Source organism: Achromobacter sp. SIMBA_011 (assembly GCF_046535435.1).
GTDB lineage: Bacteria > Pseudomonadota > Gammaproteobacteria > Burkholderiales > Burkholderiaceae_B > Achromobacter > Achromobacter dolens.
Genome location: NZ_JAWRWN010000002.1, coordinates 1,037,221 through 1,062,051 on the forward strand (window position 1 = coordinate 1,037,221; position 24,831 = coordinate 1,062,051).

The following is a 24,831-nucleotide window of genomic DNA, read 5'->3' on the forward strand; positions in this document are numbered from 1 at the left end:
ACATGGACGTTGGCATGCTCGATTACCAGGCTTTCAGTTCCTACGGATTCGGTCTTGTGCAGGACGAGCGCACGCGCGGCGTGCCGCCGTTCGCGCAGCCCCAGGCGCTGGTGCCGCCCGCATTGCGGAAAATGCCCGACCTGATGCCGCGGCTGGTGGACTTGTCCGCCCTGGACGCGGCCGATCGCGCACAGGCGCTGGCCTGCCTGAACCAGGCGGCACGGGATGGCGAGGACCCTTGGCTGGCGTTGCTGCTGCGGTCGGACCGGCCCGCGGACGCGGTGGCGGCGCATTGCCGTTCGCGCATGATCGTCGATATCGACGGGCAGGGACCGTGCTTTTTCCGGTTTTTCGATCCGCGCGTGCTGGTGCAACTGTCGTGGATATTGGACTCCGACCAGATGGCCTGGTTGTGCGGCCCGGTAAGGCGCGTCCTTTTCTACCTGGATGGCGAATGGCATGCGCTGGACCGACCGGACGTCGCCGCGACGCCGCGCCCGCGGCTGACCGCCGAACAATCGTTCGCCTTGACCCAGATGCAAGCGTTGAATGAAGTGCTTGCCGACCTGGACAGCCCGGCGCCTGGCGGCCGCGTCGCGCTGGGCAGGACCGTGATGGACCATTTCCGCACGGCCCGCGAGCTGGGCCTGGCGACGGCGCAGGAACGCAAGGCGTTCGCCCGCCACGGCCTGGAGGTGCATCCCGCCTTCCACCGCCACGAGCGGGTGCGCGCTTGCCTGGCCGCGATGCGGCCGGATGATGATTACCCCTACCTTGCCGCGACGCAGGACCTGTCGGATGACGACTGGGCCGAGGTGCGCAGGGACTTGGAACGAACAGGAGAGCCCGATGGCCGATGATGTGAAGAGCTGCGGAAAGAAGCGCTCGTCGATCGATTGCGAAGAAGACTGCCCGTTTCATCGGATCGGTCTGCCCATCATGCCACTGCGCTATGCGGTGCTGAGCAAGGAGGACACTTCTCCCGCTTTGGAAGGCGACATGAATCTCCCCCAACTGGCCGAAAGGCCGTTGGGTGACAGCGCCCGCTACGGCGTACGGCCCTTGCGGCCGGGCTATCTGTATGTCTACGACGAAGCTCGCTCCGAACTGAAGGGCTATTACGTCAACGAGAACGGCACGCTGTACAACTTCGATATCGACAGGCCGGTGGATGCCTGCGAACGGACGTTCACCTGCACCATGGACCACCAGGCCCGGGCCTCGCTGCTGACCATTCCGAATGCGCGCAAGGCGACGTTCGTCTGGCTCACGTTTTCGGACGTGCAGTGGACCAAGGATGTCTGCAAGGCCCACAAAGGCAGGAAGGGCGCGGACATGCGTGAGCGGCACATGTTCAAGTTCGATGTGCAGGCCTGGCTCAGCAGTGGCAAGCACCCCAGTGCCAAGAGCATCAAGACGCTTACCGATACGGTGGCGGACTGCGTCCTGTCCAGCCGCCGCGATCTGGCGCCGTTTGAAATGGATAAGTTGCTGAGCTGGAGCACCACCGGCCTTCACGATCCGATTACCATCATTGGAGGCGTGATAAAACGCGTGGCCGAGGAGTTTCTGCCCGGCAAAGGCCTGCTGTTGGCCCTGCCCGACAGTACCGGTATCCTGCAGGACATCGCGCGGCTGATGCGTCGGCGCTTTGACGATTTTGTGTCGAATCCGCAAGACCTGCGGCCCCTGACGGTGTCGAAGTCCATCGAGTCGCTCAGCGAAATCATCATGCAGTCCGCCGAAAGCGATTTTTTGCGTCAACGCAGCGATGATGCTTCCAATTATTCCGTCTACGGCACAACCACCCCGCACATGGCCGCGGGGGCAGGCGGCTCGGGAGCGGGCGGCCTGGCGGTGGGCCAGTTGTTGATCGACCTGATCAATCCCGACAACAGGAAGGAGCGCATGGCCGGGGCGGAGAACTATCGCCACCCGACCGAGAAGGAACGCCAGACGGTGCGCTGGGATGCCTGGAAGAAGTACTTCGACAACTACGACGAGAACGCGCGCAGGGCATGGCAGAAGGATTTCGACGAGCGCCTGACGAAGTTCGACGCCGCCACCATCGTGCCGTTGGCCAAGGCGCACGTGGCCTGGCTCACGTGCGAGAAGACGGGCGAATCGTTCCAGTGCAATTACGATGTCAACAACGCGGACAGCGGTGAGGTCTACCAGACCGTGCTGGCGCTGTGCCTGGACGGCACGCAGGATAAGCGAATTTGCTTCAAGCAATACGCCGACTGGCTGCAAGGCGATCCGACCGACACGCGCAACCTGCTGCTGCGCGCCATGTTCCACAACCAGGATTTCGTGATCAGCAAGGTGGTCGAGGCGCACGAGGCGGCCCTGGATTGGAAGGCGATTCCCTGGGGCAATCTGCACGAATCCTATAAGACCGGACTCCAGGTGCTGAGCAAGGGGCAGGTGGACAAGACGGCGCGCCTGTTGGAGCAGATCATGGGGCCGGTAGTGCATGTGCTCAGGCTGGGCGTGGACAGCGCCATCGCGCGCAAGTTGGCCATGTACCTGGGATTGGTGGCGCAGCAGGATGTGGCGATTGTGGAAGTTGAAGGCGGCAAGAAAACATTCCGCGCCGCGCTGATCCGCGAGGTCTTGCGCCAGCACGGCGGGCAGGTCGACATGCGCCAGATGGAGCGCGCGGTGGCCGACGAACTGCGTCGGCTGGAGGTGCGCGGCGAGCAATTGGAAGGCACCGACAAGAAACGATGGTTCATGTTGGTCGACAAGGAAGCCGCGGCCAAGGTTCCGGCCGATCTGCGGGCGGGCGATCGGGCCCGGGCGTTGGCGCAGGCGACCATGACGATGGAGGAGTACGAGGCCAGGGAGCTATCGCGCTGGCGCACGGTGATCAATACGGACGTGCGGGTCGGCGTGGTTGGTTGCCTGTTTCAGACCGTGGCGGTGTACAAGCTCTGGAGCGACTTGGATTCGGCCATGCCGCACGAGCGCAGCGATGCGAGCTGGAAGTTCGTGGTCGGGATCGGCGCGGTTGGCGGCTCGGTGTCCGAGGTGCTGGGCAAGGCGCTACAGGGCCGCCTCGCCGCCAATATGCGGATTGGGTTGGGCGTGCACATCGAGACCGCGGCCAGCAGACTGTTGATGAGCTGGGGCAGCCGGCTTGGGGTCGTGACCGGCATCATCATGGCGGTATTCGATTTCAAGTCCAGCGCGGACCAATTCAATATCGAGAAGAATGGCTTGATGGGCGGCCTGTATCTGGCGTCGGGTATCCTCAGCCTGGTCGTCATCGGCGCGTTTGCCTTGTCGTATACGGTCGTGGGCCTGATCGCCGCAGTGCTCCTGATCATCGTGGCGGTGTTGATCGAGAAGTTCAAGGGCAACAAGATCGATGAATGGCTCAAGCGCTGCCTGTGGGGCAAGTTGCAGGGAGTGTCGGGGGCCGATTATTACTATGGGCTGCAACAGGAAGTGAACAGCCTGCGCGTGGCCCTGGGAGGGTCTTGATGGATCCCACCGGACTGACGTCCCGGTTTCCCAACGATCGTCCGTTGTCGGCGTTCGATCGCGAGCACCGGTTGCTGCAGAAAAAGCGGCTGGATGTGCCGTTGCTGGCGCAGTTGTGCGTGGTGAAGATGAATTCCAACAGCCTGCTGTCGGTGGACCGTTGGTATGGCGGACGCGGGTTCGTGGCGTTGCTCGGGGCGATCGGCCTGGCCTTCGCCATCGGCGGCATCCTGATGCTGGCCTGGATCCTGGTCGTGAACGAGCTGCCCAACGAGAACGGCCTGTGGGAAGCCATCTTCATCGGCATGGCCATGTGCGCGGCGCTGGGCGCGGCGAGCGCCTGGGTCGCCCACAAGGAGATGTTCCGCTGGACCTACTACCCCATCGCGCTGGATCGCAAGCGCCGCCTGGTGCACGTGTTCCGGCTGGACGGCACCGTGCTGACCGCGCCGTGGGACAAGATCTATTTCACGCTGGGGCGCGGCAAGGGCAGCTTCGGTTGGCTCAACTGGGACATCCGCGGACTGATTCTCGACCCGGACGGGGTCACGGTCAGGGAGACCTTTGCGTTCTGCATCACCACCAGCCGCATTGAGAATGTCCACTCGCATTGGGAGTTCTTGCGCCGTTACATGGAAGAGGGCCCGAAAGCGGTGCTGGACGCGGTGCTGTTATGCATGCCGGTCGATGGCAAGCGCGAGAGTTTTGCCGTTGGCAAGGAGCGCATCTTCGCCAACGATGCACAACTGCCGGGCTTCGCTTATCTGACCATGGTGCCCTTTAACTACCTGCACGCGATCATGCGCTGGGCCGTCATGCGCACCAGCAAGATCCCGGCGTTTCCGCCCGAGATCGAGGCGACGCTGCAGCCCGAACCGGGCGATCCGTATGTCCGCGACGCGTCGATGAATCCCGAAGACTTGCGTTGATCTGGCGAGCGGAGCGCGATCAATGGGATGTTCAGGATCGGCGGCAATGACGACTGAGCGGCATGACAAGGTCAGCAAGCTGACCGGCAGGATTGCGGGACTGCGCCGCGTCAGGCGCTCGCGCGATTTTGTGATGGCGCAGTTAGGCGGCGTTGGCGCGTCGGCGGTGTCGGCGGGCCTTGCTGGAATGGGTGGCGCGGCCATTGCGATCGCTACCCTCGACAGTACGGAGAAGGCGGACTTCGTGGAGTTCACGCTCGGCGGCGAGCCCGTTCGAGGCTGGTTCTGGCGGTTTCCCTTTGACGAGGGCGATGACATCGAACTGGTGGCCGAGCGCAACGGGCAGGCATGGATCGCCTACGGCGCCCGGCGGCCGGCCGATGCGCTGGTTGCGGTGTATCCGCATTGTTTCGAGGGGCGCCGGGCGCACTACGCTTCCACGTTCCGCTTCTGGGGCATCGTAGTGGGGGCGGTTTTTCTGTTCATGATGTGCCTGGATGCGATTTTCGCGATGTTCAAGGGCACATTCAGCCTCGCAGGGCAGTTGTCCGCGTATGCCATCTACCTGGCCTATGGGCTGCCCGCGCTGGTGCTGGTTTTCGGATTCCTGGCGTGGCGCGGTGGCCGCAAGACGGAAGGATTTGCGCGGTTGGCGGAGACCATTTTCGCCGGCTTTGGCTGGCGGGACGCCAGCAGCATTAATTTGCGCGAGACCTCCAGGGCGCTGCGTCGCGAGGGTGATGGGCGTGACTACGGCACGCTCTATTTCCGCTACAGATGAAGCAAGTGCGCGCGCGTCCGTAATTGGCTCGCGCCGTCGACAGTGCGAGTCGCAACAAGGAGGAGCAATGCGGCATGGCAGAGGCAGGGCCGGCATCACCATGGTCCCGGAGAAGAGCGGGGCATGGGGATGGCTGTTGCCCGCTGGTTCGCAGCGCGCGCGCAGCCCGGAGGATCCCTCCGTACTGTACAACGTGGTCGAAATCAATCCCGCCTGCCTGCGGCTGGTCGATCCCACCGAGAACCTGCGTGGCCTTGGCATCGTCATGACGATCATGTTCAGCCTGATGCTGCTGCTGATCGCAACCAATTTCATCCTGTTCTACGACACGGCGACGCGCGGCTACGGCGGAGAGTATCTGGCGTTCGTCGCAGGCGGCTCGCTGCTGGGGGTGTTCGGGCTGTGGCGCGCCTACCGCGCTGCGACCGCGCCCATGCAGTACACCTCCATCATCAGCCGGCGGTTGCGGCGCATCTACGCCTGGAGCAGGAAGGGCGGCTGGATTTCAGTGGACTACGACCGGGCCGTGGCATTCATCTTCAGGGGCCGGCTGGTGGCGCCCACAGGGGCGAGCGCGCCGGTTGTTTCGTTGCGGGTGGCCGAGCTTGAGCCGGGCTCGCGTCGCATCGCGCGCTGCGTCGCGCCCACCCGGATCTTTTCGTCGCGCGAAGCCGCCGCTGGCGCCTGGCAGTTCATCCGGCGCTACATGGACGAAGATCCCGCGGCAGTTCCTCCTGTGGTCCTGATGCCGAATCATCGCATCAATGCCTTTGCGTGGATGGACCGGGAACTGTTTACGGAGGAGATCGACCGGCAGCATTATCCCGCCGGCCTGTTCGACGGATTCGCGTTCTGGATCATCGCGGGGGCCTATTACCTGCCGAACTGGATGGAATACTGGGTACGTCGCTATGGCAAGCGGCCGCCGCTGCCTCCTGAATTGGCTGCCGCCCTGCAATGGGAGGGCGAGAATCCGTATCGCGTCGTACCGCCGACCCCGGAAGAAACGCTGGCCATGCAAGGCAAGCTTCCCCATATGAAAAAGCGCTGGCTGCACGCCAGCATCCTGGGAATCCTGTTGTGGGGCGTCCTGCCTTTGGGGTTCGTGCTGGTGACGGTATTGAAGTGGATAGCGTCATCAAATTAAATCCGGGTAATATTGACGAATATATTTAATCCGGGTAAAAATGTGTCCTGCGAATGATCGCAACCAAGGACACAAGTATGAGTACATTCGATCTGAACACCGGCGCCACCGCGCCGCTGGCCGATGAGGTTGACCTGGCCGACCTGCCCGTGGACGGCGCGCTGCCGCCCGGGCTGGACGGGGTCCTGGTCCGCAACGGCCCCAACCCCCTGCGCGGCCGTTTCGAGGGCAACGACGTGCTGTCGTGGTGGCCGCAGCCGGCGATGCTGCACGCCATTGCCTTCCACGACGGCCAAGCGACGGGTTACCGCAACCGCTGGGCGCGCACCCGGATCTGGGCGCGCGAATACGATCCGCAGGCCGAGGCCGGCCTGCCGGAGACCAATCCCAACGTCAATGTGCTGCGCCACGCGGGCGAAGTGCTGGCGCTGGCCGAGGGCGGGGCGCCGATGGCGATGACGCCAGCGCTGGATTTCCTGGGCGCCAGCCGGCGCCATCCAGGGCTGGCGGGCGGCATGACGGCGCACCCCAAGGCGGACCCCGAGACCGGGGAACTGATGAGCTTCCGCGCCCATTGGGAACGGCCCTGGCTGCGCTACGGCGTGACCGGCGCGGATGGCCAGCCGCGGGTGGATCAGGCGATCGAGCTGCCCGGGCCGTCGATGATGCACGACATGGCGATCACGGCGCGCTACAGCATCCTGCTGGACCTGAACGTGGCGTACGACTTCTCGATGCTGTCGCGCGGCTACCGCATGCCGCTGCGTTGGCATGACGAGCGCCAGTCGCGGCTCGGCGTGATTCCGCGCCACGGCGGCCCGGTGCGCTGGTTCGAGGTGGCGCCCTGTTTCATCCAGCACGTGGTGAATGCGTACGACCGTGATGCGTCGACGCTGGTCCTGGACGTGGTGCGCTATCCGGAATACCTGCGGCTGTCGCGCGAGGGCGCGGGTTTCGAGGACAGTCCGCTGGGCATGCTGTGGCGTTACGAGATCGACTTGGACGAGGGCGGCGTCACGGAGCGCGCGCTGGACAATGCCGGCATCGAGCTGCCGCGCATCAACGAGGCCCGGACCGGCCGCGCCTACCGCTACTGCTATGCGGTGGAGCAGCCCAACAACCGCGAGATGCGCGGCGTGGTGCGCTACGACCTGAAGACGGGCGCGCGCCAGCAGTATGCGGTGCCGGCCGGCGACCAGAACAGCGAGCCGGTGTTCGTGCCCCGGCCGGGGGCGCGCGACGAGGACGACGGTTGGGTTCTGGTGTGCGTGTATCGCCAGGCCAGCGATACCAGCGACGTGGTGGTGCTGGATGCGCGCGACCTGGCGGCCCGGCCGCTGGCGACGGTGCGTCTGCCCCGCCGCATTCCGGCGGGCTTTCACGGCGCCTGGCTGCCGCGCGAGGCGGGCGGGAAGTAGGCGCGGGGACGGCCGGGCGAGGGCGCCTGGACGGCGGTCTGCCGGCAGGGCGTCGGCGTGTCATTGTCCGAGCCGCGTGCAGGACGTCGCGCCTGCCCCCGGCGGCCCGGGTTCAGCGGCTCTTGGCGCGCGTGCTTTTCCTGGCGGGGGCGCGCGCCGTTTCCTTGGCCGGCGGCGCGGCGGCCGCCGTCAACTGCTCCATCCAGGCCAGCGTTTCGGTATAGATCACGAATTGCTGCAGATAGCCCGGCGACAGCTCGCGCATCAGCGACAGCGCGCGGTGCACGAGCTGGTTGGAATTGAGCGGGCCGGCGTTCTTGTGCACCTGCTCCTGCGACTGGCGCACCTGGCGGTCGGCGCTCAGGCCGGACCAGATCTCGCGCAGGCCATCCAGCACCGGCATGTCCGGATAGGCATCGCGGCGCGCTTGCGCGGCGATGGCGTCGGGGTCTTCGCCGGGCGCGCCGGGGTAGGCGAGATACGCCGCCAGCTCGGCCAGCGGCCCGCGCGCGGGCTTGGGAACCGCCATGGCCGGCGCGGGGCTGGCGTCGGGCGTAGCGGCATCGTCCAGCCCTTCGGCGGCGGCGTTGGCCGCGCTGGCCACAGCGATGCGCGCCGCATACGCCTGCAGCAACTGCGCCACTCGCTCGTCCAGCCGGGCGCGGGCCGCGCCGGCGTGGGCGGCCGCGCGCCGGGCCAGCGCCTCGATGAAATGGAAACCGACCGGATCGAGCCGGTCGTCGCCGCGCTCGCGCCAGGCCTGCAAGATGGCGGACGTGGCGTCGGCGGGCGGGGCGGCGTCGGGCGCGGCATCCGCGCCGGCCGTCAGCGCCGGGCCCAGGCCGCCATCACTGGCCACGCGCGGCCTCCGTGCCGTTGGACGGCTTGGGAAGGGGCATGATCTCGACCCGGCGGTTCTTCGCGCGGCCTTCCTCGTCGGCGTTCGAGGCCACCGGCTGTTCGGCGCCGAAGGCGGCGGCGAACACCAGCGACGACGGCACGCCTTCGTCGATCAGGGCGCGGGTCACGGTCAGCGCGCGCTGCGCCGACAGGTCCCAGTTGTCGGCAAAGCGCCGGTTGCCTTCGCGCACCTGCTGGTCGTCGGTGAAACCGCTGACCATCAGGATCTCGTCATTGGCCTTCAGGTAGGCCGACAGCGGTTCGATCAGGCTTTTCAGCACCTCGCGGCCTTCCGGCTGCAATTGGTCGGAATTGAGCGCGAACAGCACGCTGCCGCTGATGCCGATGCGGCCGTTGACGAGCGTCACGCGGCCGGCCGCCAGCGGCGCGGCCAGGGCCTGCTCCAGCGTCTGGCGGCGCTGGGTCTCTTCCTGGCGCTGCTTGACCTCGCGTTCCAGTTGGGTCGACAGCTCGAGCTGCACGGCCACCACGCTCACCAGGATCAGCACGAAGGCGCCCAGCAGCACCGACATCAGGTCGCCGAAGACGGCCCAGGTCGGCACCGCGGGTTCCACGCCGCCGTCGATGTCCTCGCCCGCGCTCATGCCGCCTGCGCTCCGGCGGTGGCGGCGCGCTGGCTGGCCAGTTCGCGCAGGTTCTCGACGATCTGCTTTTGCGACATGGTGCTCAGGTCGACCACTTCACGCGCCTGCGCCACGTAGTAGGCCAGTTGTTCGTCGCCACGGGCGATGGACTTGTCCAGCGCCGCTTCGATGCGTTCCAGGTGCGCCACGAGCTTGTCGTTGGACTCGCCGAACAGGCGCACCGCGGCGCCGAAGGCTTCGCCCAGGCTGGCCACTTCGGCCGCGCCGCTGGTCACCTGCGCGGCCACGTCGTCCAGGCGGGCGGTCTCGGATTCGACCTGCTCGGTGAACTGCGCGCCGACCCGGTCCAGCAGGTCGGTCGACGACGACACCAGCGCGTCCACCGCGCTGCGCTGTTCGCTGGAGGCGTGGTTGACGGCATCCAGCAGCGTCGCCAGCGTGTCCAGCAGGCGATTGCGTTCTTCCAGCATGGCGTTGTCGTAGGCCAGGCTGTCCGACAGTTTCTGGCGCAGTTCGCCGATGACTTCGGCGGCCGCGCGCGGCGCTTCGGAGGCGGCCTGCACCAGTTGGCCGATCTCGGCGATGGTGCCGCTGGCGTGGGCCTCGGTCTGGGTGGCGATGTCCTGCGCGGTCTGGGCCAGGGTGGCGCAGATTTCCTGCTGCAGGGCGGCGCTGCGGGCGCCGGCTTGTTCCCATTCGTGGCGCAGCGCTTCGGCCATGCGGCCCAGCTCGCCGGTCCAGGCGGCCAGGCGTTCCTGGTCGCGCGCGGCCAGCTCGGCCTGCAGGCCGGCCTGCGATTGGCCCAGGGTCTGCAGCAGCGATGCCGAATGCTGTTCGAAGGCGGAAGCCGCCGTGGTCAGGGCCTGCTGGTTGTCGCTGGCCAGTTTCTCGTTGGCCAGCTCCTGGCGTACCTGCGCCTCGGTCCAGGCCTGCGTCACGCCGCCGGCGGCCGTTTCCAGGCGGGCCGACAGGTTTTCCAGCAGCGCGGCCTGCGCCTGGGTCTGGGTGGTCAGGTCCTGCGCGGTGCGGGTCAGCAGTTGTTCCAGTGCCTGGTGGCGCGCGGCGGTCTGTTCGCCGGCCTGGCGCCATTCGCGGCCCAGGTCGGCGGCCATGGCGCCGAGCGAGGCGTGCCAGGCGGCCAGGCGCGCTTCGTCGCGCGAGGCCAGGGCGGCCTGCAGCTCGGCATGCGACTGGTCCAGCGTGCGCAGCAGCGACGCGGAATGTTGTTCGAACGCGGCGGCGGCCGTGGCCAGGGCCTGCTGGGTGTCGCCGGCCAGCTTCTCGCTGGCCAGTTCCTGGCGCACCTGCGCCTCGGTCCAGGCCTGGGTCACGCCGGTGGCGGCCGATTCAATGCGGGCGGCGACCGTGTCCAGCAGCGCGGCCTGCGCGTCGGAGCGGGTCGCCAGTTCCTGCGCGGTCCGCGCCAGCGTCTGGCTGACTTCCTGCTGGCGGGCGGCGGCTTGCGCGCCGGCCTGTTCCCATTCGCGGCCGAGCTTGTCGGTCAGGGCGCCGAGCGTGCTGGCCCACGTGGCCAGGCGCTGCTCATCGCGCGAGGCCAGGGCGGCCTGCAGGTCGGCGTGCGACTGGTCCAGCGTGCGCAGCAGCGTCGAGGCGTGTTGTTCGAAGGTGGCGGCGGCGGCGGCCAGGGCTTCGCGGTTGTCGCCGGCCAGCTTGTCGCTGACCTGCGACTGGCGCTCCAGCGCCTCGTGCCATTGCGCCGAGACGTTGCCGGCGGCGCTTTCCAGGCGCGCCGACACGTTCTCCAGCAGGCCGGCCTGGGTCTGCGCGTGCTCGGTCAGTTCCTGGGCGCTGCGCGCCAGGGCCTGGTTGATTTCGAGCTGGCGCTCGGCGGCCTGCGCGCCGGCCTGCTGCCATTCCTGGCGCAGGGTGGCGGACAGCGCGCCCAGGGTTTCGGTCCACGCCGCCAGGCGTTGCTGGTCGCGCGAGGCCAGTTCGGATTGCAGGGCGGTGTGCGACTGGTTCAGCGTGCGCAGCAGCGACGCCGAGTGCTGCTCGAAGCTGGCGGCGGCGGCTGTCAGCGCCTGCAGATTGTCGCCGGCCAGTTTCTCGCTGGCCCGCTCCTGGCGGTTCAGCGCCACGTTCCAGGCTTCGGACATGCTGCCCGAGGACGCCTCCAGCCGTTCGGACACGCTGTCCAGCAGCGCGGCCGAGCGCTGCTCGAAGGTCTGCGCGAAGCGGTCCAGCGAATCGCGCAGGTCCTGCGCCAATGCTTCGCTGGCGCGCTGCTGGCCGGCCAGCGCCTGGTTCCAGATGCCGGCCACGTTGCTGGTGGCGGCCTGCAGGCCGGCGGTCATGCCGTCGAGCTGGCGCTGCACTGCCTGGGTCACGCTTTCGTGCAGCGAGGCGGTCTCGCGCGACAGGCCGGCCATGGTGGCCTCGACGGCGGGCTGCAGCGCCGCGCCGGCCGAACGGGCGCTTTCGGCCACGCTTTCCTTCATCGATTGTTCCATCACGGCGGCCAGGCGCGCGTAGGCGGCCTCGGCCTTGCCCTGGAACGCATCCTGGCTGGCGAGCTGGCGCTCGTTCAGCGTGTGGTTCTGCTGCTCCAGGTTGCGCATCATGGCGTCCAGGCGGTCGACCAGCGCGGGCATGGCCTCGGCCTGCCGTTGCAGCACTTCGGCCTGGCGCTGCAGCAGCTTGAAGCTTTCTTCGCGCTGGTGCGCCTGGCTGTACAGGCGCAGCGTGGTGGCCGCCTTGGCGTCCAGCAGTTGCGCCGCCTGGATGCGGTCGCGCCGGCACAGCGCCGCCAGCAGGCCCAGCATGGCGGAGGTGGCCACGCCCGCGATCGAGGTGCCGAAGGCAAAGCCCAGGCCCTTGACCGGCGCGGCCAGCGAGGCGCGGATGGCGGCCAGGTCGGTGGCGCTTTCCAGGGCGGTGCCGGTGCCGCGCAGCGTCACCACCATGCCCAGGAAAGTGCCCAGCATGCCCAGCAGCACCAGCAGGCCGACCAGGTAGGGCGCCAACGCCGGGCCGGGCAGGCCCACGCGTTCGCCTTCGATGCGCAGCCGCACGGCGTTGCGCAGGCCGGCCGGCAATTGGTCGAGCCAACCGCCCAGGCTGGCGGGCGCTTCCGACAGGTTGCCGACCGCGCGTCTGAGCGACGCGGTGGCCTGTTGGTAGCGCAGCAATTCAAGCGCGCCCGCCACGTAGCAGGCGCAGATCAGCAGCGTGACGGCCAGCGCCAGGGGGTTGGTGCCCGCGTAGCCCGCGCCGATCCAGCCGGCCACGGCCAGGCCGCAAATGAAAACAACGATATTGATCAGATACTTGGACATAGTGTCCCGGTTAGCTGGCGCGAAGGGTGGCAAGCAGCCCTTCCACCGGTTGTAAACGAACATCCAATTCGGCCAGCAGCACGCTGCGCATATCCTTGCGGAACGTCTCCAGCCACGCGCCCGGCGTGGGCGCGGATAAAGCGGGTTGCGGCGCCGCGCTGGCCGCCGCCTGCGCGGGCGCGGCGGCGGGAGCGTCGTCCGTTGCGCTGCCCCCCGGCGCGGCCGGCGCCTGGGCATCGGCCGCCGGCTCGTCCGCGGTTCCGGCCGGGACCCCGGTCTCGGCTTGCGCTTGCGCCGCCGCTTCCAGCGCGGCCTGTTCGGCCAGCCGCAGCCGGTCGAAATGCCCCTGCAGCAACTTCGGAATCGCGCCCAGCAGCGTCCGCTCGCGCGGCAGCAGGGCGCGGTCCATGATGGCGTCCACCACCGCCAGCCGCGTCATCTCCGGCGTTTTGGCCGCGAGCATGCCGCGCAGGCGGCTGCGCAGGTTGCCGATGCTGGTTTCCATCGTGTGCTGCAACGACAGATAACGCTGACGAAAATTCGAGTAATCGGCGTCGTCGGCCTGCAGCGCCGCCACCTTGGCGGACACCTGTCCCGGCATCTGCCGCTTGGCGGCCGTGGCCGCGGTGTCGCTGGCGATGGCATCGGCCAGCGTGGTGCGGACGCGCTCGCACTCGCGCTCCTCGGCGCTGCTGAACTGGCGCGCGCCCGGCGCGATCGCCGGCGGTCGGTTGTTCAGGGCGGCGGACAGGGCAATCGCGTCGGTCCAGCCGAGCCACTGGCTCAGATGATCCGACAACGGTTGCCGGGATTCCGGCACGTCGACATCCGTCAGGCGAGTCAGCAAGCGAATGAGCGTCGGGCCGCTTAAACCTGTGCGCTGTGGGGCTTGCAACATACCACCAGAGTCAAAAAGGGGGGAGTTTACACGCTGGCGGGGGCTCGCTGGGTCGGAAAAGGGCCGCCGCGCCAATGCCTGCAACAATTTGTCAGGACGGCGCGGCGGCGCGGGACACCGCGGATCAGCGGGATCAGCGGGATCAGGGCGGATCGGGGCGGATCGGGGCGGATCAGGCGCTGGCGCGTGGCCGGCGCACCGCGCGCACCCGGCCGCTGCTGGCGCCGCCGCAATAGAGCACGTCGCCGCCGTCCGACTCCAGGCCGGAGACGTACACGCCGGGCGGCATCGCCAGTCGTTCCAACACCTCGCCACTGGCCGGGTCCACCCGCCGCAGCTCGCTGGCGTCGTCCTCCCAGGTGCCGTGCCACAGGTCGCCATCGACCCAGGTGACGCCGGTCACGTAGCGGTCGGACGCGATGGTGCGCAGGACGGCGCCGGTGGCGGGATCGACCTGGTGGATCCTGCGGTCCTTGTAGCGCGCGATCCAGAGCATGCCTTCGGCCCAGGTCATGCCCGAATTGCCGCCGCCTTCGGGCGCCGGCACGGTGGCCAGCACGCGGCCCGATGCCGGGTCGATTTTCTGGATGATGCTGTCGGCCAACTGGTAGAGATGCTTGCCGTCGAAGGCGGTGCCGGCGCGGGCGATGACGTCGATGGTACGAACCACGTCGCCGCTGGCCGGATCCAGCGCGTGCAGCTTGTCGCCGACCGCGATCCAGATGCGGCTGCCGTCGTACGAGACGCCGTGCACGTCCGTGACGCCGGGGAAGGGGCCGTATTCACGGAGAATTTCTGCGGGCTTGGTTTTCATGACGCTGTCCTTGTTGGGAGGGGTGACGTCTCCATGCTAGGCATTCGGCAGCGGGACCGGGAGTAACAATGTCGTCGCGAAACCGGGCAGGGGCGGCGTGATCCAGCGCCGCGCCCGGCCCTGGCCGAACGGATGCGCCTGGCCGGAAGCCGCCAGCGCCTCCAGGGCGCGCTGCACCTGGCGCTGACTGGCGCCGGTGGCCAGCGCCAGCGCCGAACTGGACCAGGCTTGGCCGTCGGCCAGCAGCGCCAGCACGGCGGCGTGGCGGTCCCGCACCGGCGGCGTCAACACGGCAACGGTGTGCGCGGCCGGCATCAATGCAAAGCCTTGCCGCGTTGCCCGGATTTCTGCCCAGGGCGCCAGGGCCGCCCGCAACCGGCCGATTTCCACCCGCAGCCGCGCGCGGTGCGAGTCATCGGGATAGCGGGTGCGGAACGCCTGTGCAATCAACGCGTCGCGCGGCGCGTCGTCCGGCCACGCCTGGCCCAGCGCCTGCGCCAGGGTGAAGAGCACGGGCCGGCTGGCCAGGGGCAGGGTGCGGCCCGCGCCATGCACGGCATAACGGCACGCGTCGATCACCAGCGTATCGGACGCGAGCAGCGCTTGCACCTGCTCCAGGCGCAGCACCTGCGTGTCGCCGGCGCGGTGCAGGTGCGCGGCCGGCGCTTCCAGTACGAGCGACGCCTGGCGCACCTCGGCCTGCAGCGCCGGGATGCCGGCCGCTTGCGCGGCGCGCGCGGCCAGGTCCAGCGCGGCGCGTGCCGCCGTGGCCTGCAGGCGCCGCAGCGCAATGCCGGCCAGGGCCAGCTCGTGCACCGCTCGCAAGGCCGGTGGAAAAGGGGCGGGATTCAGTTCCGACAGCACCTGCTCGGCCTGCTCCAGCCGTCCCATCAGGATCAGGCGGCGGCCGGCCAGATAGCCGGCGTAGGCCGCATTGCGCCGGTCGCCATGTTGCTCGAGCGTGGCGCGGGCGGCGTCGAGCGCCGTCTGTGGCCAGCCCAGGTCGCGCGCGGCCAGCGCGATCTCGGCCTCGGCCACCACGCAACGGGCGCGCGCCACCGGATCCTTGGCGCCGAACGCGCGGGCGGCGCGGCGCACCAGCGGCCGGGCGCGTTCGAAGTCGCCCAACTGCGCCAGCGCGATGCCGCGCAATGCCAGCGCCGGCGCATCGTCGCGCAGCGCCACCCGGCTCAACGCGCCCAGCGGATCGCCGCTGGCCAGCGCCCGCGCCGCGGCCATGATCAGCCCGTCCATGACGCTCCCGCCATCGTCCCCGCGCCCCGTTGCCACGTCCATTCGTGGATGCCGCCAATCTACCACCGCGCCACGGGCGCGGGGAGTTCGTCGGCGATGCGGCAGGGCGCCTGCGTCTGCCGTGGCGTCGTCCCCATCCCCCACGGGTAGAATCCGAACCGGCATCTCCCAGGAAACCTGAACATGAGCGAGCATCATTTTTCCGCCGACGACATCCAGTCGCTGCGCCAACACGGCATTGCCCTGTTCGCCGATCGCGTCCTGATCGCGGTCCAGCCGCCCCTGGACGAGGCGCGCATCGACGAGATCGAAGCGGCCTGTGCCGGCCCCTTGCCCAATGCGCTGCGCGACTTGTGGCGCCTGACCGCCGGCGGCGAACTGGCCTACGACCTGCATGCGCGCATGGACGGCAACGAAGAGGCCCTCAGTTGGTCCGAGCTGTTCTATGACGGCAGTGACCAATACCGCGACTTGGCGGGCTGGATCGAGCACGAGCAGGAATGCGCCGAAGAGGCCGCCGCGGAACACGGCGAGGCCTGGGACGGCAAGCTGCGCTATCTGCCGATCGGCGGCTTCGAATACTGCGACCGCATCTATGTGTGCGTGGAGCCTGGCCCGCATGCCGGCAGCATCGTGGCCTGGAAGCAGGGGCTGCCGGGCTGGACGCATGCGTTGCAGCAGGACGCCATCGCGACCGTCGCGGCGGACCTGCACGCGGCCTTTGCCGCGCTCTACCTGGAGCAGGATATCGACGACCCCGACAGCACCGGCATACGGGTGCTGGAATACCTGGACGAGCGCGTGGCCGATCACGGCATGCCGCAGGCCCTGGCGGACAAGCTGGCGGCGTTCTATCGGCGCGCGCTGGTGGACTGGCGCGCGCCGTTGGCGGCCGGCACGCTGGGCCAGTCGCCCACGCTGGCCAGGCTGGCCTTGCGGCATGCGTTGGCGCATGACGACGGCGCGCTGGTGGCGCAATTGGCGGCACAGGGCGTGGGCTTTGACCAGCCGTTGCGCGGCAGCGCGCTGGCGCTGGACGTGGCGCTGACGCAGCATGCCTATGCGGCGGCGCGGGCGCTGTTGCGGGCCGGCACGCCGGTCAGCGCGGAGGCGATCCATCGATTCGATCGCAAGCCGCCCGCCGACCTGGTGGCGCAGTTGCTGGCGCGCGGGGCGCGGGCCGACGGCCTGGGCGTGGCGCGATGCGTGGCTTGCGGGTCGCCCGAGGCCGCGCGCGTGATCGCCGCTGCCGCGGGCGAGGGGATCGCGGCGGCGTATGCCGAGGCGCGCGACGCGATGGCGGCCCGCTACGAGGAAGACCTGCGCCGCGTGCGGGCGGGCAAGCTGGGCCATTACCTGGGCGTGGACGGCCTGGCCGAACGGGTGGCCAACTTGCGCGCGTTTGTGCTTTGAGTCGGCCCCGGGCTAACGCGAGCCATCGCGCCAGGCCGCCTCGGAGGATCCCAAGGCGCTTGCCGGGTAATCCCAAGATTGCGGCGTGTCCGCGATCCGCAGCGGCGGCTTGACGCGCCGGACCGGGCCCCACGCGGTTGCCTCGATTTGTTCGGACCAGTCGGCTGCGCTTTCCGGCGCCAATGCCGGCCCGCCTTCCAGCAAGCCGCCATGCGCGACCAGCAATTGGGCGCTGCGGGCGAGCGACGCGCGCGTGGTGCTGCCCGCGCCGGTGGCCAGCCGTTCGGTCAAGCCCCGGATCGCCGCCGCCGCCATCAGATAGCCGGTGCCGTGGTCCAGCGCCTGGCACGGCAACGGCACCGGGCGGTCGCCACCCTTGGCGCGCATGCCGGCCTCGGCGATGCCGGTGCTCATCTGCACCAGGCTGTCGAAGCCGCGGCGGCCCCGCCACTCACCGCTCCAGCCATAGGCGTCCAGCGATACGTCGACCAGCGTCGGGTTGAGCTGGCGGCGGCGCTCGGCGTCCAGGCCCAGGCGGGCGAGGGCGTCGGCGCGATAGCCGTGGATCAGCACGTCGGCCTGGGACAGCAGGCGTTGCAGCGTGGCCAGCCCCTCGGCGGACTTGAGGTCCAGGCGCGCGCAACGCTTGCCCAGCACGACCTCGGGCACGGTGCCGGGCTCTTCCCAGCCGGGCGGGTCGATGCGCAATACATCCGCGCCAAAGCCCGCCAGGAAGCGCGTGGCCACGGGGCCGGCCAGGATGCGGGTCAGGTCCAGCACCCGCAGACCCTGCAACGGACGCTGGCGCGAAATGCGCCAAGCAGGGCGGGCGCCGCCGCCGCTGGCGGCGCGGTGCAGCAGGGGTTCGGCGGCAACGCTTTGGCCTTGCGGATGCTGGCGCCAGGCGTCCAGGCCGCGCATGGCGGCGGCGCAACCGTTGTGTTCGACCACCGCCGCTTCCAGTTCGTCGGCGCGCCAGCCTGCCACGGCGCGGGCGACGGCGTCGCGGTCGGCGGCCACGCCCAGGACCGCCAGGGCGGCGTCGCGATGATGGGGCGCGTTGGTGTGCAGCCGGATCCAGCCGTCCGCCGCGCGGTAGTCGCCGGCGACGGCGTCCCACAGCGGCGGCATGCTCCAGCCGATGGGGCGCAGGCTGGTGCCGAACCAGAAAGAGGCCAGTCGTTGGTCGACCTCGACCGCCGGCACGGCGGGCGCACCGGCCGCGCCTGCGCCGGCCGCGACGAATTCCGCCATGGCCAGGCCGGCGGCGCCGATCGCGGCGGTGGCGAATTCCGTGACGGCGAAGGCCGAGGGCAAGGCGCCCTGGCCGGTGATGGCGACCTGGCTCAGCAGGGCGGGATCGCCGCCCGCCGCGAGCCAGAACTGGCGCAGGTAGTCGGCGGTGGCCGGCGAGGGCGGGAGGGGGCGATGGATGGCGGACATGTGGCTTCCGGGTCGTTGAGCGATGACGCCAGGATTCATCTTGCCGCATTAATTGTCAATATTGATTAATATAATCAACCCATTGCCCTTCGTTCCTCGTCTCGCGACCCATGCCCAATTACCTGACCTCCGCCGCCGCGGCCACCCGCCTGGGCGTGTCGCGCCAGACCCTGTACGCCTACGTCAGCCGGGGATTGCTGCACGCCGAGACCGGCGCCACGCCGCGCGAAAGCCGCTACCTGGCCGAGGAGGTCGAACGGCTGGCGGCGCAGCGCACCCGTGGCCGCAAGCCGAAAGAGGTGGCCAAGGCGACGCTGAACTGGGGCCTGCCGGTGCTGGAGTCGGCCATCACCCTGATCGAGGATGGCCAGTTGTTCTATCGCGGTGAAAACGCCGTGGCGCTGGCGCAATCGTCCTCGGTGGAAGCGGTGGCCGCGCATCTGTGGCAATGCGACCAGGCGATGGCGTTCGGCGCGGCCGCGCCGGGGTTGCCCGAGGATCTGGCGGCGCTGTTCGCGCGCCATCGCGGCCAGCGCGCCGAGGCCGCGCTGTTGCCGCTGTTCACGGCGGCCAGCGATGACGATGCGACCGCGTTGTGGCAGCGCTCGCCCGAGCGCCAGGCGCAGGGCTGCGGCGCGCTGGTGCGCACGCTGGCGGCCTGCCTGCTGCAGACCGCGCCGGACGACGCGCCGATCCACGCGCAGTGCGCCCGCGCCTGGGGCGTGGACGCGGCGGGCGCGGATCTTATCCGCATGGCGCTGGTGCTGTGCGCCGACCACGAACTGAACGCCTCCAGTTTTACCGCGCGCTGCATCGCGTCCACGGGCGCCAGCCTGCGCGCCGGTATTGTCGGCGGGCTGGCGGCGTTGACGGGCGGCCGCCACGGCGCCACCACGGCGCGCGTCGAGGCGATGTGGGAGGAACTGGAACGTGGCGGTGGCGGCGCGGACGCCGGCCAGCGGCTGGCGCGGGGCTTGCGCGAGCGGCTGGCGCGGGGCGAAGACATGCCGGGTTTTGGCCACCACCTTTACTCCGCGGGCGATCCGCGCGCCAGCGCCTTGCTGGCGCGGATACTGCCGCGGCGCCCCGAGTGGGAGACATTGATCGAGCAGGCGTTCGAGCTATCGGGGCAGCGGCCCTCGGTGGACTTCTCGCTGGTGGCGGTGCGGCGCCATCTGGGCCTGCCGCCGGGCGCGGCCTTCGGCCTGTTCGCGCTGGGACGCTCGATCGGCTGGCTGGCGCATGGCCTGGAGCAGCGCGGCAGCCCCGATGTGATCCGGCCGCGCGCGGCTTATACCGGGATTCATCCGGACGCGGCCTGACGGCGGCGCGGTGGCGCACGCCGCCGGCGCGTCAGGCCTTGGACAAGGTCACCTGGCCGAACGTCATCCAGACGTGGGCGGTCTCCGAGGCCTGCGCGCGGTACGAGCCGCTGGCCTCGCCCAGCCGCATCGCCACGGCGGTGAATTCCCAGGCCAGGGCGTCATCGCATGGCACCTTGCGGTGGGTGTATGCCTCCAGGCCGTGGGCCTTGCCGAAGGCCAGCGCCAGTTGGGCGTGTTCGGCCAGTTCGGCGGGCACCGACGGGTGATCCCAGCCCCACAGGAAGCTGCCGTCCTCGCTGTTGGAGGTGCCGACGATCTGCACCGGCGCTTGGGCGGTGATGCCGCCGGGCAGTTGGAACACGATCAGGCCGCTGTCCATGTCCACGGACCATTGCTCGGCCTCGTCCAGGTGCCAGGTGGCGCAGTGCGCCGAGGTGGCGGCCCGCATGCCTTCCAGGCTCTGGGCGATGTAGTTGGAAACGTCGAAGGGCTGGGTGGTGTCGGACATGCGGGGCTTTGCGGGGGATGGAAAGGCCATAGGGTACCCGCAAAGCGCTGGCCGGCGCATCGCTCATGCGCGACCGGACCGCCGCGATCGCGCGGCGCCATGCCGAAGCGGGTGAACGGCGGCGTTCAGGTCGGCGATCAGTGACCCGGACGCGCCAGCACGTAGACGCGAGTGTCGCGGCCATAATGCGTTTCAATGGCGCTCAATACGTCAGCGGCGCGCCGGTCACGACTTCGTACAGGAACCGGTCCAGCCGCTCGGTCTGGCCGTCCGGCCGGTCGAAGAAGGGCGCCTTTTCCAGGGTCGGCAACGTGGTTTCCAGATAGGCGTGGATCAGCGGGAAGCGCGGGCCGTGCTCGGCCTCGCCGGCCTGCATCTTGATGGCCAGCAGCGCGTTGATCTCGTCGCGCAGCGCGGGGTCGGTGACCATGGCGTCGGCCAGGTCCGCGAAACGCATCGGCGGGATGCCGCGGCCGCTGTCGATCCATTGCGCGGCCAGCACCGGACGCAGCACGTACAGGTATTTCTTGAGCCGCACCGTGTCGCCTTGCAGCGATTCGCGGAAGTTGCGGCCGGCCATCGACACGTAATGCCAACGGCCCTTGATGTGCGAGAAATACTCGCTGCGGAAGTGCCGCAGCCAGGCGCTGGTGGCGTCGTCCTGGCGATACAGCACGGGCGAATCCAGCCATTCGAACAAGGTCGGGTTGGAGCCGCGCAGCAGTTGCAGCGCCTTGCGCAATTCCCAGCCGGACACGTCCAGCTCGTCGTCGATGGGCAGCTCGATCACGTCGCGCTGGGGCGCCACGCGCAGGTACCAGTCCAGCTTGTGCACGTACAGGAAGCGCACGTCGTAGTCGCTGTCTGGCGATGCGAACCCCCAGCCCCGGCTGCCGGATTCGCAGGCGAGCAGGACGCGGACATCGTGACGCTGTTCGATGTGTTCCAGGGTCGCCATGACGCGCTCGCGGATGGCCGGGTCGATGGGGTGGGCATGCAGGATCGAAGTCATGCTTCGGATGCTAGCACTTCGCCAGGCGGGCGCCGCGCGGGGCGATTGATCGGCGGAATGTCGCCATGGTCCGCCGGGTTGCCTCATATAGTTAGGCACCTTATCATATGCTGCCGTATCAAATGCCGAAACCCCATGCCACCCGCCATTTCCCTTATTTCCGCCATGCTGGAACCCAAGCACCACGCGCTGCTGGACGAGGCCGCCCGCCGCGGGCTGCAATCCGCGGACGGCATGCGGTTGTGTTTGCAGGTGCTGGCCCTGGCCGGCGCCATCGATCGCGATTGCGCCGCGCGCCTGGCGCCGCGGCAGTTATCGGAAGGCAAGTTCGTGCTGCTGTTCCTGCTGCACGGGCAGGCGGGCGGCCTGTCGCCGCACGAACTCGCGGCGCGCGCGGGGGTGACGCGCGCCACCGTCACCGGCCTGCTCGATGGTCTGGAGCGCGACGGCTTCGTTTCGCGCCAGCCGGGCCAGGACGACCGGCGCCGGATCGCGGTGGTCCTGACGCCCAAGGGCAGGACGGCGGCGGCCAAGTTGTTCAAGGAGCACACGCAGTGGATCGGCTCGTTGTTCGACCCGCTTTCGTCCACCGAGCGGCGCCAGCTCGGCGAACTGCTGGCGAAGGTATGGCGCGGCACTGACAGCGGGCGCGCGGCGTTGGCGAAGGATGCGCCATGAGCGCCGCCCGTCGAGGCGTCAAGGACATCGGCGCCGACCGCCTGGCGCGGCTGAACGCGGGCGCGCCGGCCACGCACCTGACCGAGTGCCTGGCGGTGGACTTTGCCCGGTTGATGCAGGCGCTGGCGCCCGAGGTGGGCGCCGATGGCATCGCCGCCATGCGGGCCGCGGCGGCGCTGGGCATCTCCAGGCGCATGGCGGTGGCGGCGCGCATCCTGCATGAACGCCTGGGCCCGGCCGGTTGCGCGCGGATGGCGGCGCAAGCGTCCGACACCGCGCGCGGCTGGGCCTGCTTCATGATCGGGGCGGCGCCGGATGTGCCGCTGGCGCAGCGCCTGGCGCGCATCCGGCCGTTGGCCGACGACGCGCACTTTGGCGTGCGCGAATGGGCCTGGCTGGCGCTGCGGCCGGCGTTTACGGCCGACCTGGACGCGGCCATCACGCAACTGCAACCCTGGACGACGTTGCCGTCCGAGCGCCTGCGGCGCTTTGCCAGCGAAGCGCTGCGGCCGCGCGGCGTCTGGTGCGCGCACATCGCCGCGCTCAAGGCGGATCCGGGGAGGGCGCTGCCGCTGCTGGAGCCGCTGCGCGCCGATCCGGCGGTCTACGTGCAGGATTCGGTGGCGAACTGGTTGAACGACGCCAGCAAGGACCAGCCCGACTGGGCCCGGCGGGTGTGTGCGCGCTGGCTGACGCACAGCCCGGTCGCGGCGACGCAGCGCATCTGCCAGCGGGCGCTGCGCACCATCGGACCGTAGCGCCGATCGTTGCGCCGCAAGCGCGGCCATCGGTGTCGATAATGCGTCGGCCGCGTGCGGCTCAACCCTGCGCTTCGGCCGCCAACGCGGCCTGCACGGCGGGGCGGGATTCGATGCTGCGCTGGAATTGCACCAAGGCAGGCCAGCGTGTCAGGTTCACGCCGAGTTGCGGCGCCCAGCACAGCACCGCGTACAGGTAGATATCGGCCACGCCATAGCGGTCCTGCACCAGGGCGTGCCGCGCGTGCAGCGCGGAGGCCACGTAATCGAGGCGTTTTTCCAGCCGCGCCTGCCACCATGTGCGCGCAGCCTCGGGCAGGTCGCGATTGAACAGCGGGCCGAATCCGCCGTGGATCTCCGCGGAGATGAAATTCAGCCATTCATGCAGCCGGTTGCGGGCCCAACTGCCGGCGGGCGGGACCAGGCCGGAATCGGGACGCAGGTCGGCCAGGTACAGGCTGATGGCGGGGCCTTCAGTCAGCACCTCACCCCCCTCGACCTCCAGCGCGGCAACGTAGCCCTTGGGGTTGATGGCCAGGAAATCGCGGCCGTCCGCGGTGCGCTTGGCGCGGTTATCGACGCGGATCAGGTCGAATGGCAGGTCCAGTTCGCGCAGCAGGATGTGGGGCGACAGCGAGCAGGTGCCGGGGGCGTAGTAGAGCTTCATGGAATCGTTTCGGGGTGGCCCGATCTGGGGGAAAGGACACCCAGGATCGCTCGGCCTGGAGTATTCGTAAAATTACTTCTTCAGAAACAAGGAATAAGTTGAGCTACTTCCATGATGAATCTGATCCATTGGCGGCTGCTGCTGGCGGTGGTGGACGCCGGCAATATCACCCATGCCGCGCGGCAGGTGGGCATGACGCAGTCGGGCGCGAGCCAGGCCATCGCCCAGCTTGAACATCATCTGGGCGCGCCCCTGTTCACGCGCGAGCGGCGCCAGAGCGTGCCGACCGCGCTGGGACTGCGGGTGGCGCATGAGGCCCGCGCCATGCTGGCCTCGCTGGGCCGCATCCAGGCGCTGGCGCGCGAAAGCGCCGGCGTGGCCGGCGGCGTCCTGCGGCTGGCCAGCTTTCCGATGGTGTTCTCGACCATCCTGCCGCCGGTGCTGCGACGCTTCCGGCAGTTGCATCCCGCCGTCGAGGTGGTGCCGTTGGAAGCCAGCGACAGCGAGATCGAGACCTTGCTGGCCGCCGGCACCGTGGACGTGGGCGTGGTGCTCAATCCGCCCGCGCGGCGCGGCGCCTGTCCGCTGGGCGAGGACGACTGGGTGGCGGTGCTGCCGGCCTCGCATCCGCTGGCGCGCGGCGCGTCGGTGACGCTGGCGCAACTGGCGGCGCAGCCGTTCGTGCTGGCCACGGGCGGTTGCAGCGTGCACGCGGCCAGCGTCGCGGCGGATGCCGGCCTGGCGCTGGCCGACGTGCGCGCCACGGTCATGGAATGGTCCAGCGCCTACGCGCTGGTGCGCGATAACGTCGGCGTGGCCCTGGTGCCCGAACTCACGCTGCCCGAGAATCGCCGGGGCCTGCGGGTGCTGCCCCTGGCCACGCCGGTGCGGCGGCGTTTCGCGCTGGCGGCGTCGCCGCAGGCCGCCAGCGCGCCGGCGGTGCTGGCCTTGTTCGAGATGTTGCGGCAGGATGACAGCAAGGCCTGAGGGCCGGGCGCGGGCCGTTGCGCGCCGTCATCGCGGCGACATCGGGGCGGCCTACGATCGCGGTTTTTGGCCGAGGCGACATGATCATCCGCAACGCAGAAGCCGGCGACAGCGCCGATATCGTCGAATTGCTGGCCCAACTGGGCTATCCGGGCACCGCGGCTTTCCTGCCCGGGAAGATCGAACGCCTGCTGGGGCACCGCGACGCCGAGCTGCTGGTGGCCGAGGACGGCGACCGGCTGCTGGGCTTCATCGGCCTGCACTTCATGGTGCAACTGGCGCTGCCCGGAGACTTCTGCCGCATCACCTATTTCTGTGTCAGCGACGCGGCGCGCGGCAGCGGGGTGGGCCGGGCGCTGGAAGAGGCGGCCGAGGCGCTGGCGCGGGCGCGCGGCTGTGACCGCATCGAGGTGCACTGCCACCAGCGGCGCACTGACGCGCACCGCTTCTATTACCGCCAGGGCTATGAGGAATCGCCGAAGTACCTGATGAAGTCCTGCCGCCCCTGA

22 protein-coding genes are annotated in these 24,831 nt (G+C 69.2%); 12 read left to right on the plus strand and 10 right to left on the minus strand.

The features are described from left to right. Positions 1-14 precede the first annotated feature (14 nt). The 6 genes from SB816_RS11880 to SB816_RS11905 all read left to right on the plus strand — a co-directional run bounded on the left by SB816_RS11880 (position 15) and on the right by SB816_RS11905 (position 7,764). Entirely contained in the window at positions 15-860 is an 846-nt protein-coding gene (locus SB816_RS11880; protein WP_167517703.1) for a DUF4123 domain-containing protein, read from the plus strand. Next, complete coding sequence (locus tag SB816_RS11885; RefSeq protein ID WP_410547029.1) at positions 850-3,489, plus strand: T6SS effector BTH_I2691 family protein; 2,640 nt, start codon at positions 850-852, stop codon at positions 3,487-3,489. The genes SB816_RS11880 and SB816_RS11885 overlap by 11 nt, the downstream gene beginning before the upstream one ends. Next, positions 3,489-4,418 (plus strand): DUF6708 domain-containing protein, encoded by a 930-nt coding sequence (locus tag SB816_RS11890; protein ID WP_144657653.1) that lies wholly within the window; start codon positions 3,489-3,491, stop codon positions 4,416-4,418. Before SB816_RS11885 ends, SB816_RS11890 begins: the two co-directional genes overlap by 1 nt. Positions 4,419-4,464: 46 nt before the next feature. Continuing rightward, positions 4,465-5,199 carry a putative type VI secretion system effector gene (locus tag SB816_RS11895; RefSeq protein WP_410547030.1) on the plus strand — a complete coding sequence of 245 codons (735 nt, stop codon included), beginning with the start codon at positions 4,465-4,467 and terminating at the stop codon, positions 5,197-5,199. A 100-nt stretch (positions 5,200-5,299) separates the two neighbouring features. Beyond that, positions 5,300-6,346, plus strand: coding sequence for a hypothetical protein (locus SB816_RS11900; RefSeq protein ID WP_410547031.1), 1,047 nt, complete (start codon positions 5,300-5,302; stop codon positions 6,344-6,346). Between the two features lie 77 nt (positions 6,347-6,423). Beyond that, complete coding sequence (locus SB816_RS11905) at positions 6,424-7,764, plus strand: carotenoid oxygenase family protein (protein WP_054504414.1); 1,341 nt, start codon at positions 6,424-6,426, stop codon at positions 7,762-7,764. A 112-nt stretch (positions 7,765-7,876) separates the two neighbouring features. Here the strand turns inward: SB816_RS11905 and SB816_RS11910 are convergent, their stop codons facing one another. The 6 genes from SB816_RS11910 to SB816_RS11935 all read right to left on the minus strand — a co-directional run bounded on the left by SB816_RS11910 (position 7,877) and on the right by SB816_RS11935 (position 15,531). After that, a complete protein-coding gene (locus tag SB816_RS11910) occupies positions 7,877-8,623 on the minus strand; it encodes a DUF2894 domain-containing protein (RefSeq protein WP_410547032.1) in 747 nt (248 codons plus the stop codon). Continuing rightward, positions 8,613-9,269: an OmpA family protein gene (locus SB816_RS11915; protein ID WP_054504415.1), complete on the minus strand. Its 657-nt coding sequence runs from the start codon at positions 9,267-9,269 to the stop codon at positions 8,613-8,615. The genes SB816_RS11910 and SB816_RS11915 overlap by 11 nt, the downstream gene beginning before the upstream one ends. Further along, the gene (locus tag SB816_RS11920) at positions 9,266-12,565 is read right to left on the minus strand and encodes a DUF802 domain-containing protein (protein ID WP_410547033.1); all 3,300 of its coding nucleotides are present in this window, start codon (positions 12,563-12,565) and stop codon (positions 9,266-9,268) included. The genes SB816_RS11915 and SB816_RS11920 overlap by 4 nt, the downstream gene beginning before the upstream one ends. Positions 12,566-12,575: 10 nt before the next feature. Further along, positions 12,576-13,463, minus strand: a complete 888-nt coding sequence (locus SB816_RS11925; RefSeq protein WP_064522771.1) for a DUF3348 domain-containing protein — start codon at positions 13,461-13,463, stop codon at positions 12,576-12,578. A 172-nt stretch (positions 13,464-13,635) separates the two neighbouring features. Beyond that, the gene (locus SB816_RS11930; protein ID WP_064522769.1) at positions 13,636-14,277 is read right to left on the minus strand and encodes a PQQ-binding-like beta-propeller repeat protein; all 642 of its coding nucleotides are present in this window, start codon (positions 14,275-14,277) and stop codon (positions 13,636-13,638) included. A gap of 36 nt (positions 14,278-14,313) precedes the next feature. Beyond that, a complete protein-coding gene (locus SB816_RS11935) occupies positions 14,314-15,531 on the minus strand; it encodes a helix-turn-helix domain-containing protein (RefSeq protein ID WP_410547034.1) in 1,218 nt (405 codons plus the stop codon). A 183-nt stretch (positions 15,532-15,714) separates the two neighbouring features. On the opposite strand from SB816_RS11935, the gene SB816_RS11940 reads away from it, so the two are divergent. Then, positions 15,715-16,944, plus strand: a complete 1,230-nt coding sequence (locus SB816_RS11940; protein WP_054504420.1) for an SMI1/KNR4 family protein — start codon at positions 15,715-15,717, stop codon at positions 16,942-16,944. A gap of 12 nt (positions 16,945-16,956) precedes the next feature. On the opposite strand, the gene SB816_RS11945 is transcribed toward SB816_RS11940, so the two are convergent. Continuing rightward, positions 16,957-18,387, minus strand: coding sequence for a CoA transferase (locus SB816_RS11945; protein WP_175166924.1), 1,431 nt, complete (start codon positions 18,385-18,387; stop codon positions 16,957-16,959). 110 nt (positions 18,388-18,497) lie between these two features. Between SB816_RS11945 and SB816_RS11950 the strand changes: the two genes are divergently transcribed. After that, positions 18,498-19,709 carry a citrate/2-methylcitrate synthase gene (locus tag SB816_RS11950; protein ID WP_410547035.1) on the plus strand — a complete coding sequence of 404 codons (1,212 nt, stop codon included), beginning with the start codon at positions 18,498-18,500 and terminating at the stop codon, positions 19,707-19,709. A 31-nt stretch (positions 19,710-19,740) separates the two neighbouring features. Here the strand turns inward: SB816_RS11950 and SB816_RS11955 are convergent, their stop codons facing one another. Together SB816_RS11955 and SB816_RS11960 are read right to left on the minus strand one after the other, a co-directional pair. Continuing rightward, complete coding sequence (locus SB816_RS11955; protein WP_054504422.1) at positions 19,741-20,220, minus strand: DUF6882 domain-containing protein; 480 nt, start codon at positions 20,218-20,220, stop codon at positions 19,741-19,743. A 202-nt stretch (positions 20,221-20,422) separates the two neighbouring features. After that, positions 20,423-21,232, minus strand: coding sequence for a nucleotidyltransferase domain-containing protein (locus SB816_RS11960; RefSeq protein WP_169537871.1), 810 nt, complete (start codon positions 21,230-21,232; stop codon positions 20,423-20,425). A gap of 135 nt (positions 21,233-21,367) precedes the next feature. Here SB816_RS11960 and SB816_RS11965 point away from each other — a divergent pair, with 135 nt between their 5' ends. Together SB816_RS11965 and SB816_RS11970 are read left to right on the plus strand one after the other, a co-directional pair. Further along, the gene (locus tag SB816_RS11965; RefSeq protein ID WP_410547036.1) at positions 21,368-21,910 is read left to right on the plus strand and encodes a MarR family winged helix-turn-helix transcriptional regulator; all 543 of its coding nucleotides are present in this window, start codon (positions 21,368-21,370) and stop codon (positions 21,908-21,910) included. After that, the gene (locus SB816_RS11970; RefSeq protein ID WP_410547037.1) at positions 21,907-22,668 is read left to right on the plus strand and encodes a DNA alkylation repair protein; all 762 of its coding nucleotides are present in this window, start codon (positions 21,907-21,909) and stop codon (positions 22,666-22,668) included. The genes SB816_RS11965 and SB816_RS11970 overlap by 4 nt, the downstream gene beginning before the upstream one ends. Positions 22,669-22,729: 61 nt before the next feature. On the opposite strand, the gene gstA is transcribed toward SB816_RS11970, so the two are convergent. After that, entirely contained in the window at positions 22,730-23,335 is a 606-nt protein-coding gene (gene gstA, locus SB816_RS11975; RefSeq protein ID WP_410547038.1) for a glutathione transferase GstA, read from the minus strand. 111 nt (positions 23,336-23,446) lie between these two features. Between gstA and SB816_RS11980 the strand changes: the two genes are divergently transcribed. Together SB816_RS11980 and SB816_RS11985 are read left to right on the plus strand one after the other, a co-directional pair. Then, on the plus strand, positions 23,447-24,322 hold the full coding sequence (locus SB816_RS11980; protein WP_175166929.1) for a LysR family transcriptional regulator: 876 nt from the start codon (positions 23,447-23,449) through the stop codon (positions 24,320-24,322). Between the two features lie 80 nt (positions 24,323-24,402). Further along, a complete protein-coding gene (locus tag SB816_RS11985) occupies positions 24,403-24,831 on the plus strand; it encodes a GNAT family N-acetyltransferase (RefSeq protein ID WP_054504427.1) in 429 nt (142 codons plus the stop codon).

Excerpts from the sequence above, each read along its gene's own strand:
- SB816_RS11925 (WP_064522771.1), bottom strand. The coding sequence starts at position 13,463 with ATGTTGCAAGCCCCACAGCGCACAGGTTTAAGCGGCCCGACGCTCATT.
- SB816_RS11880 (WP_167517703.1), top strand. The coding sequence starts at position 15 with ATGCTCGATTACCAGGCTTTCAGTTCCTACGGATTCGGTCTTGTGCAG.
- SB816_RS11885 (WP_410547029.1), top strand. The coding sequence starts at position 850 with ATGGCCGATGATGTGAAGAGCTGCGGAAAGAAGCGCTCGTCGATCGAT.
- SB816_RS11900 (WP_410547031.1), top strand. The coding sequence starts at position 5,300 with ATGGTCCCGGAGAAGAGCGGGGCATGGGGATGGCTGTTGCCCGCTGGT.
- SB816_RS11895 (WP_410547030.1), top strand. The coding sequence starts at position 4,465 with ATGACGACTGAGCGGCATGACAAGGTCAGCAAGCTGACCGGCAGGATT.
- SB816_RS11930 (WP_064522769.1), bottom strand. The coding sequence starts at position 14,277 with ATGAAAACCAAGCCCGCAGAAATTCTCCGTGAATACGGCCCCTTCCCC.
- SB816_RS11935 (WP_410547034.1), bottom strand. The coding sequence starts at position 15,531 with ATGGACGGGCTGATCATGGCCGCGGCGCGGGCGCTGGCCAGCGGCGAT.
- gstA (WP_410547038.1), bottom strand. The coding sequence starts at position 23,335 with ATGAAGCTCTACTACGCCCCCGGCACCTGCTCGCTGTCGCCCCACATC.
- SB816_RS11955 (WP_054504422.1), bottom strand. The coding sequence starts at position 20,220 with ATGTCCGACACCACCCAGCCCTTCGACGTTTCCAACTACATCGCCCAG.
- SB816_RS11890 (WP_144657653.1), top strand. The coding sequence starts at position 3,489 with ATGGATCCCACCGGACTGACGTCCCGGTTTCCCAACGATCGTCCGTTG.
- SB816_RS11965 (WP_410547036.1), top strand. The coding sequence starts at position 21,368 with ATGCCACCCGCCATTTCCCTTATTTCCGCCATGCTGGAACCCAAGCAC.
- SB816_RS11985 (WP_054504427.1), top strand. The coding sequence starts at position 24,403 with ATGATCATCCGCAACGCAGAAGCCGGCGACAGCGCCGATATCGTCGAA.
- SB816_RS11945 (WP_175166924.1), bottom strand. The coding sequence starts at position 18,387 with ATGTCCGCCATCCATCGCCCCCTCCCGCCCTCGCCGGCCACCGCCGAC.
- SB816_RS11950 (WP_410547035.1), top strand. The coding sequence starts at position 18,498 with ATGCCCAATTACCTGACCTCCGCCGCCGCGGCCACCCGCCTGGGCGTG.
- SB816_RS11980 (WP_175166929.1), top strand. The coding sequence starts at position 23,447 with ATGATGAATCTGATCCATTGGCGGCTGCTGCTGGCGGTGGTGGACGCC.
- SB816_RS11915 (WP_054504415.1), bottom strand. The coding sequence starts at position 9,269 with ATGAGCGCGGGCGAGGACATCGACGGCGGCGTGGAACCCGCGGTGCCG.
- SB816_RS11970 (WP_410547037.1), top strand. The coding sequence starts at position 21,907 with ATGAGCGCCGCCCGTCGAGGCGTCAAGGACATCGGCGCCGACCGCCTG.
- SB816_RS11905 (WP_054504414.1), top strand. The coding sequence starts at position 6,424 with ATGAGTACATTCGATCTGAACACCGGCGCCACCGCGCCGCTGGCCGAT.
- SB816_RS11960 (WP_169537871.1), bottom strand. The coding sequence starts at position 21,232 with ATGACTTCGATCCTGCATGCCCACCCCATCGACCCGGCCATCCGCGAG.
- SB816_RS11920 (WP_410547033.1), bottom strand. The coding sequence starts at position 12,565 with ATGTCCAAGTATCTGATCAATATCGTTGTTTTCATTTGCGGCCTGGCC.
- SB816_RS11940 (WP_054504420.1), top strand. The coding sequence starts at position 15,715 with ATGAGCGAGCATCATTTTTCCGCCGACGACATCCAGTCGCTGCGCCAA.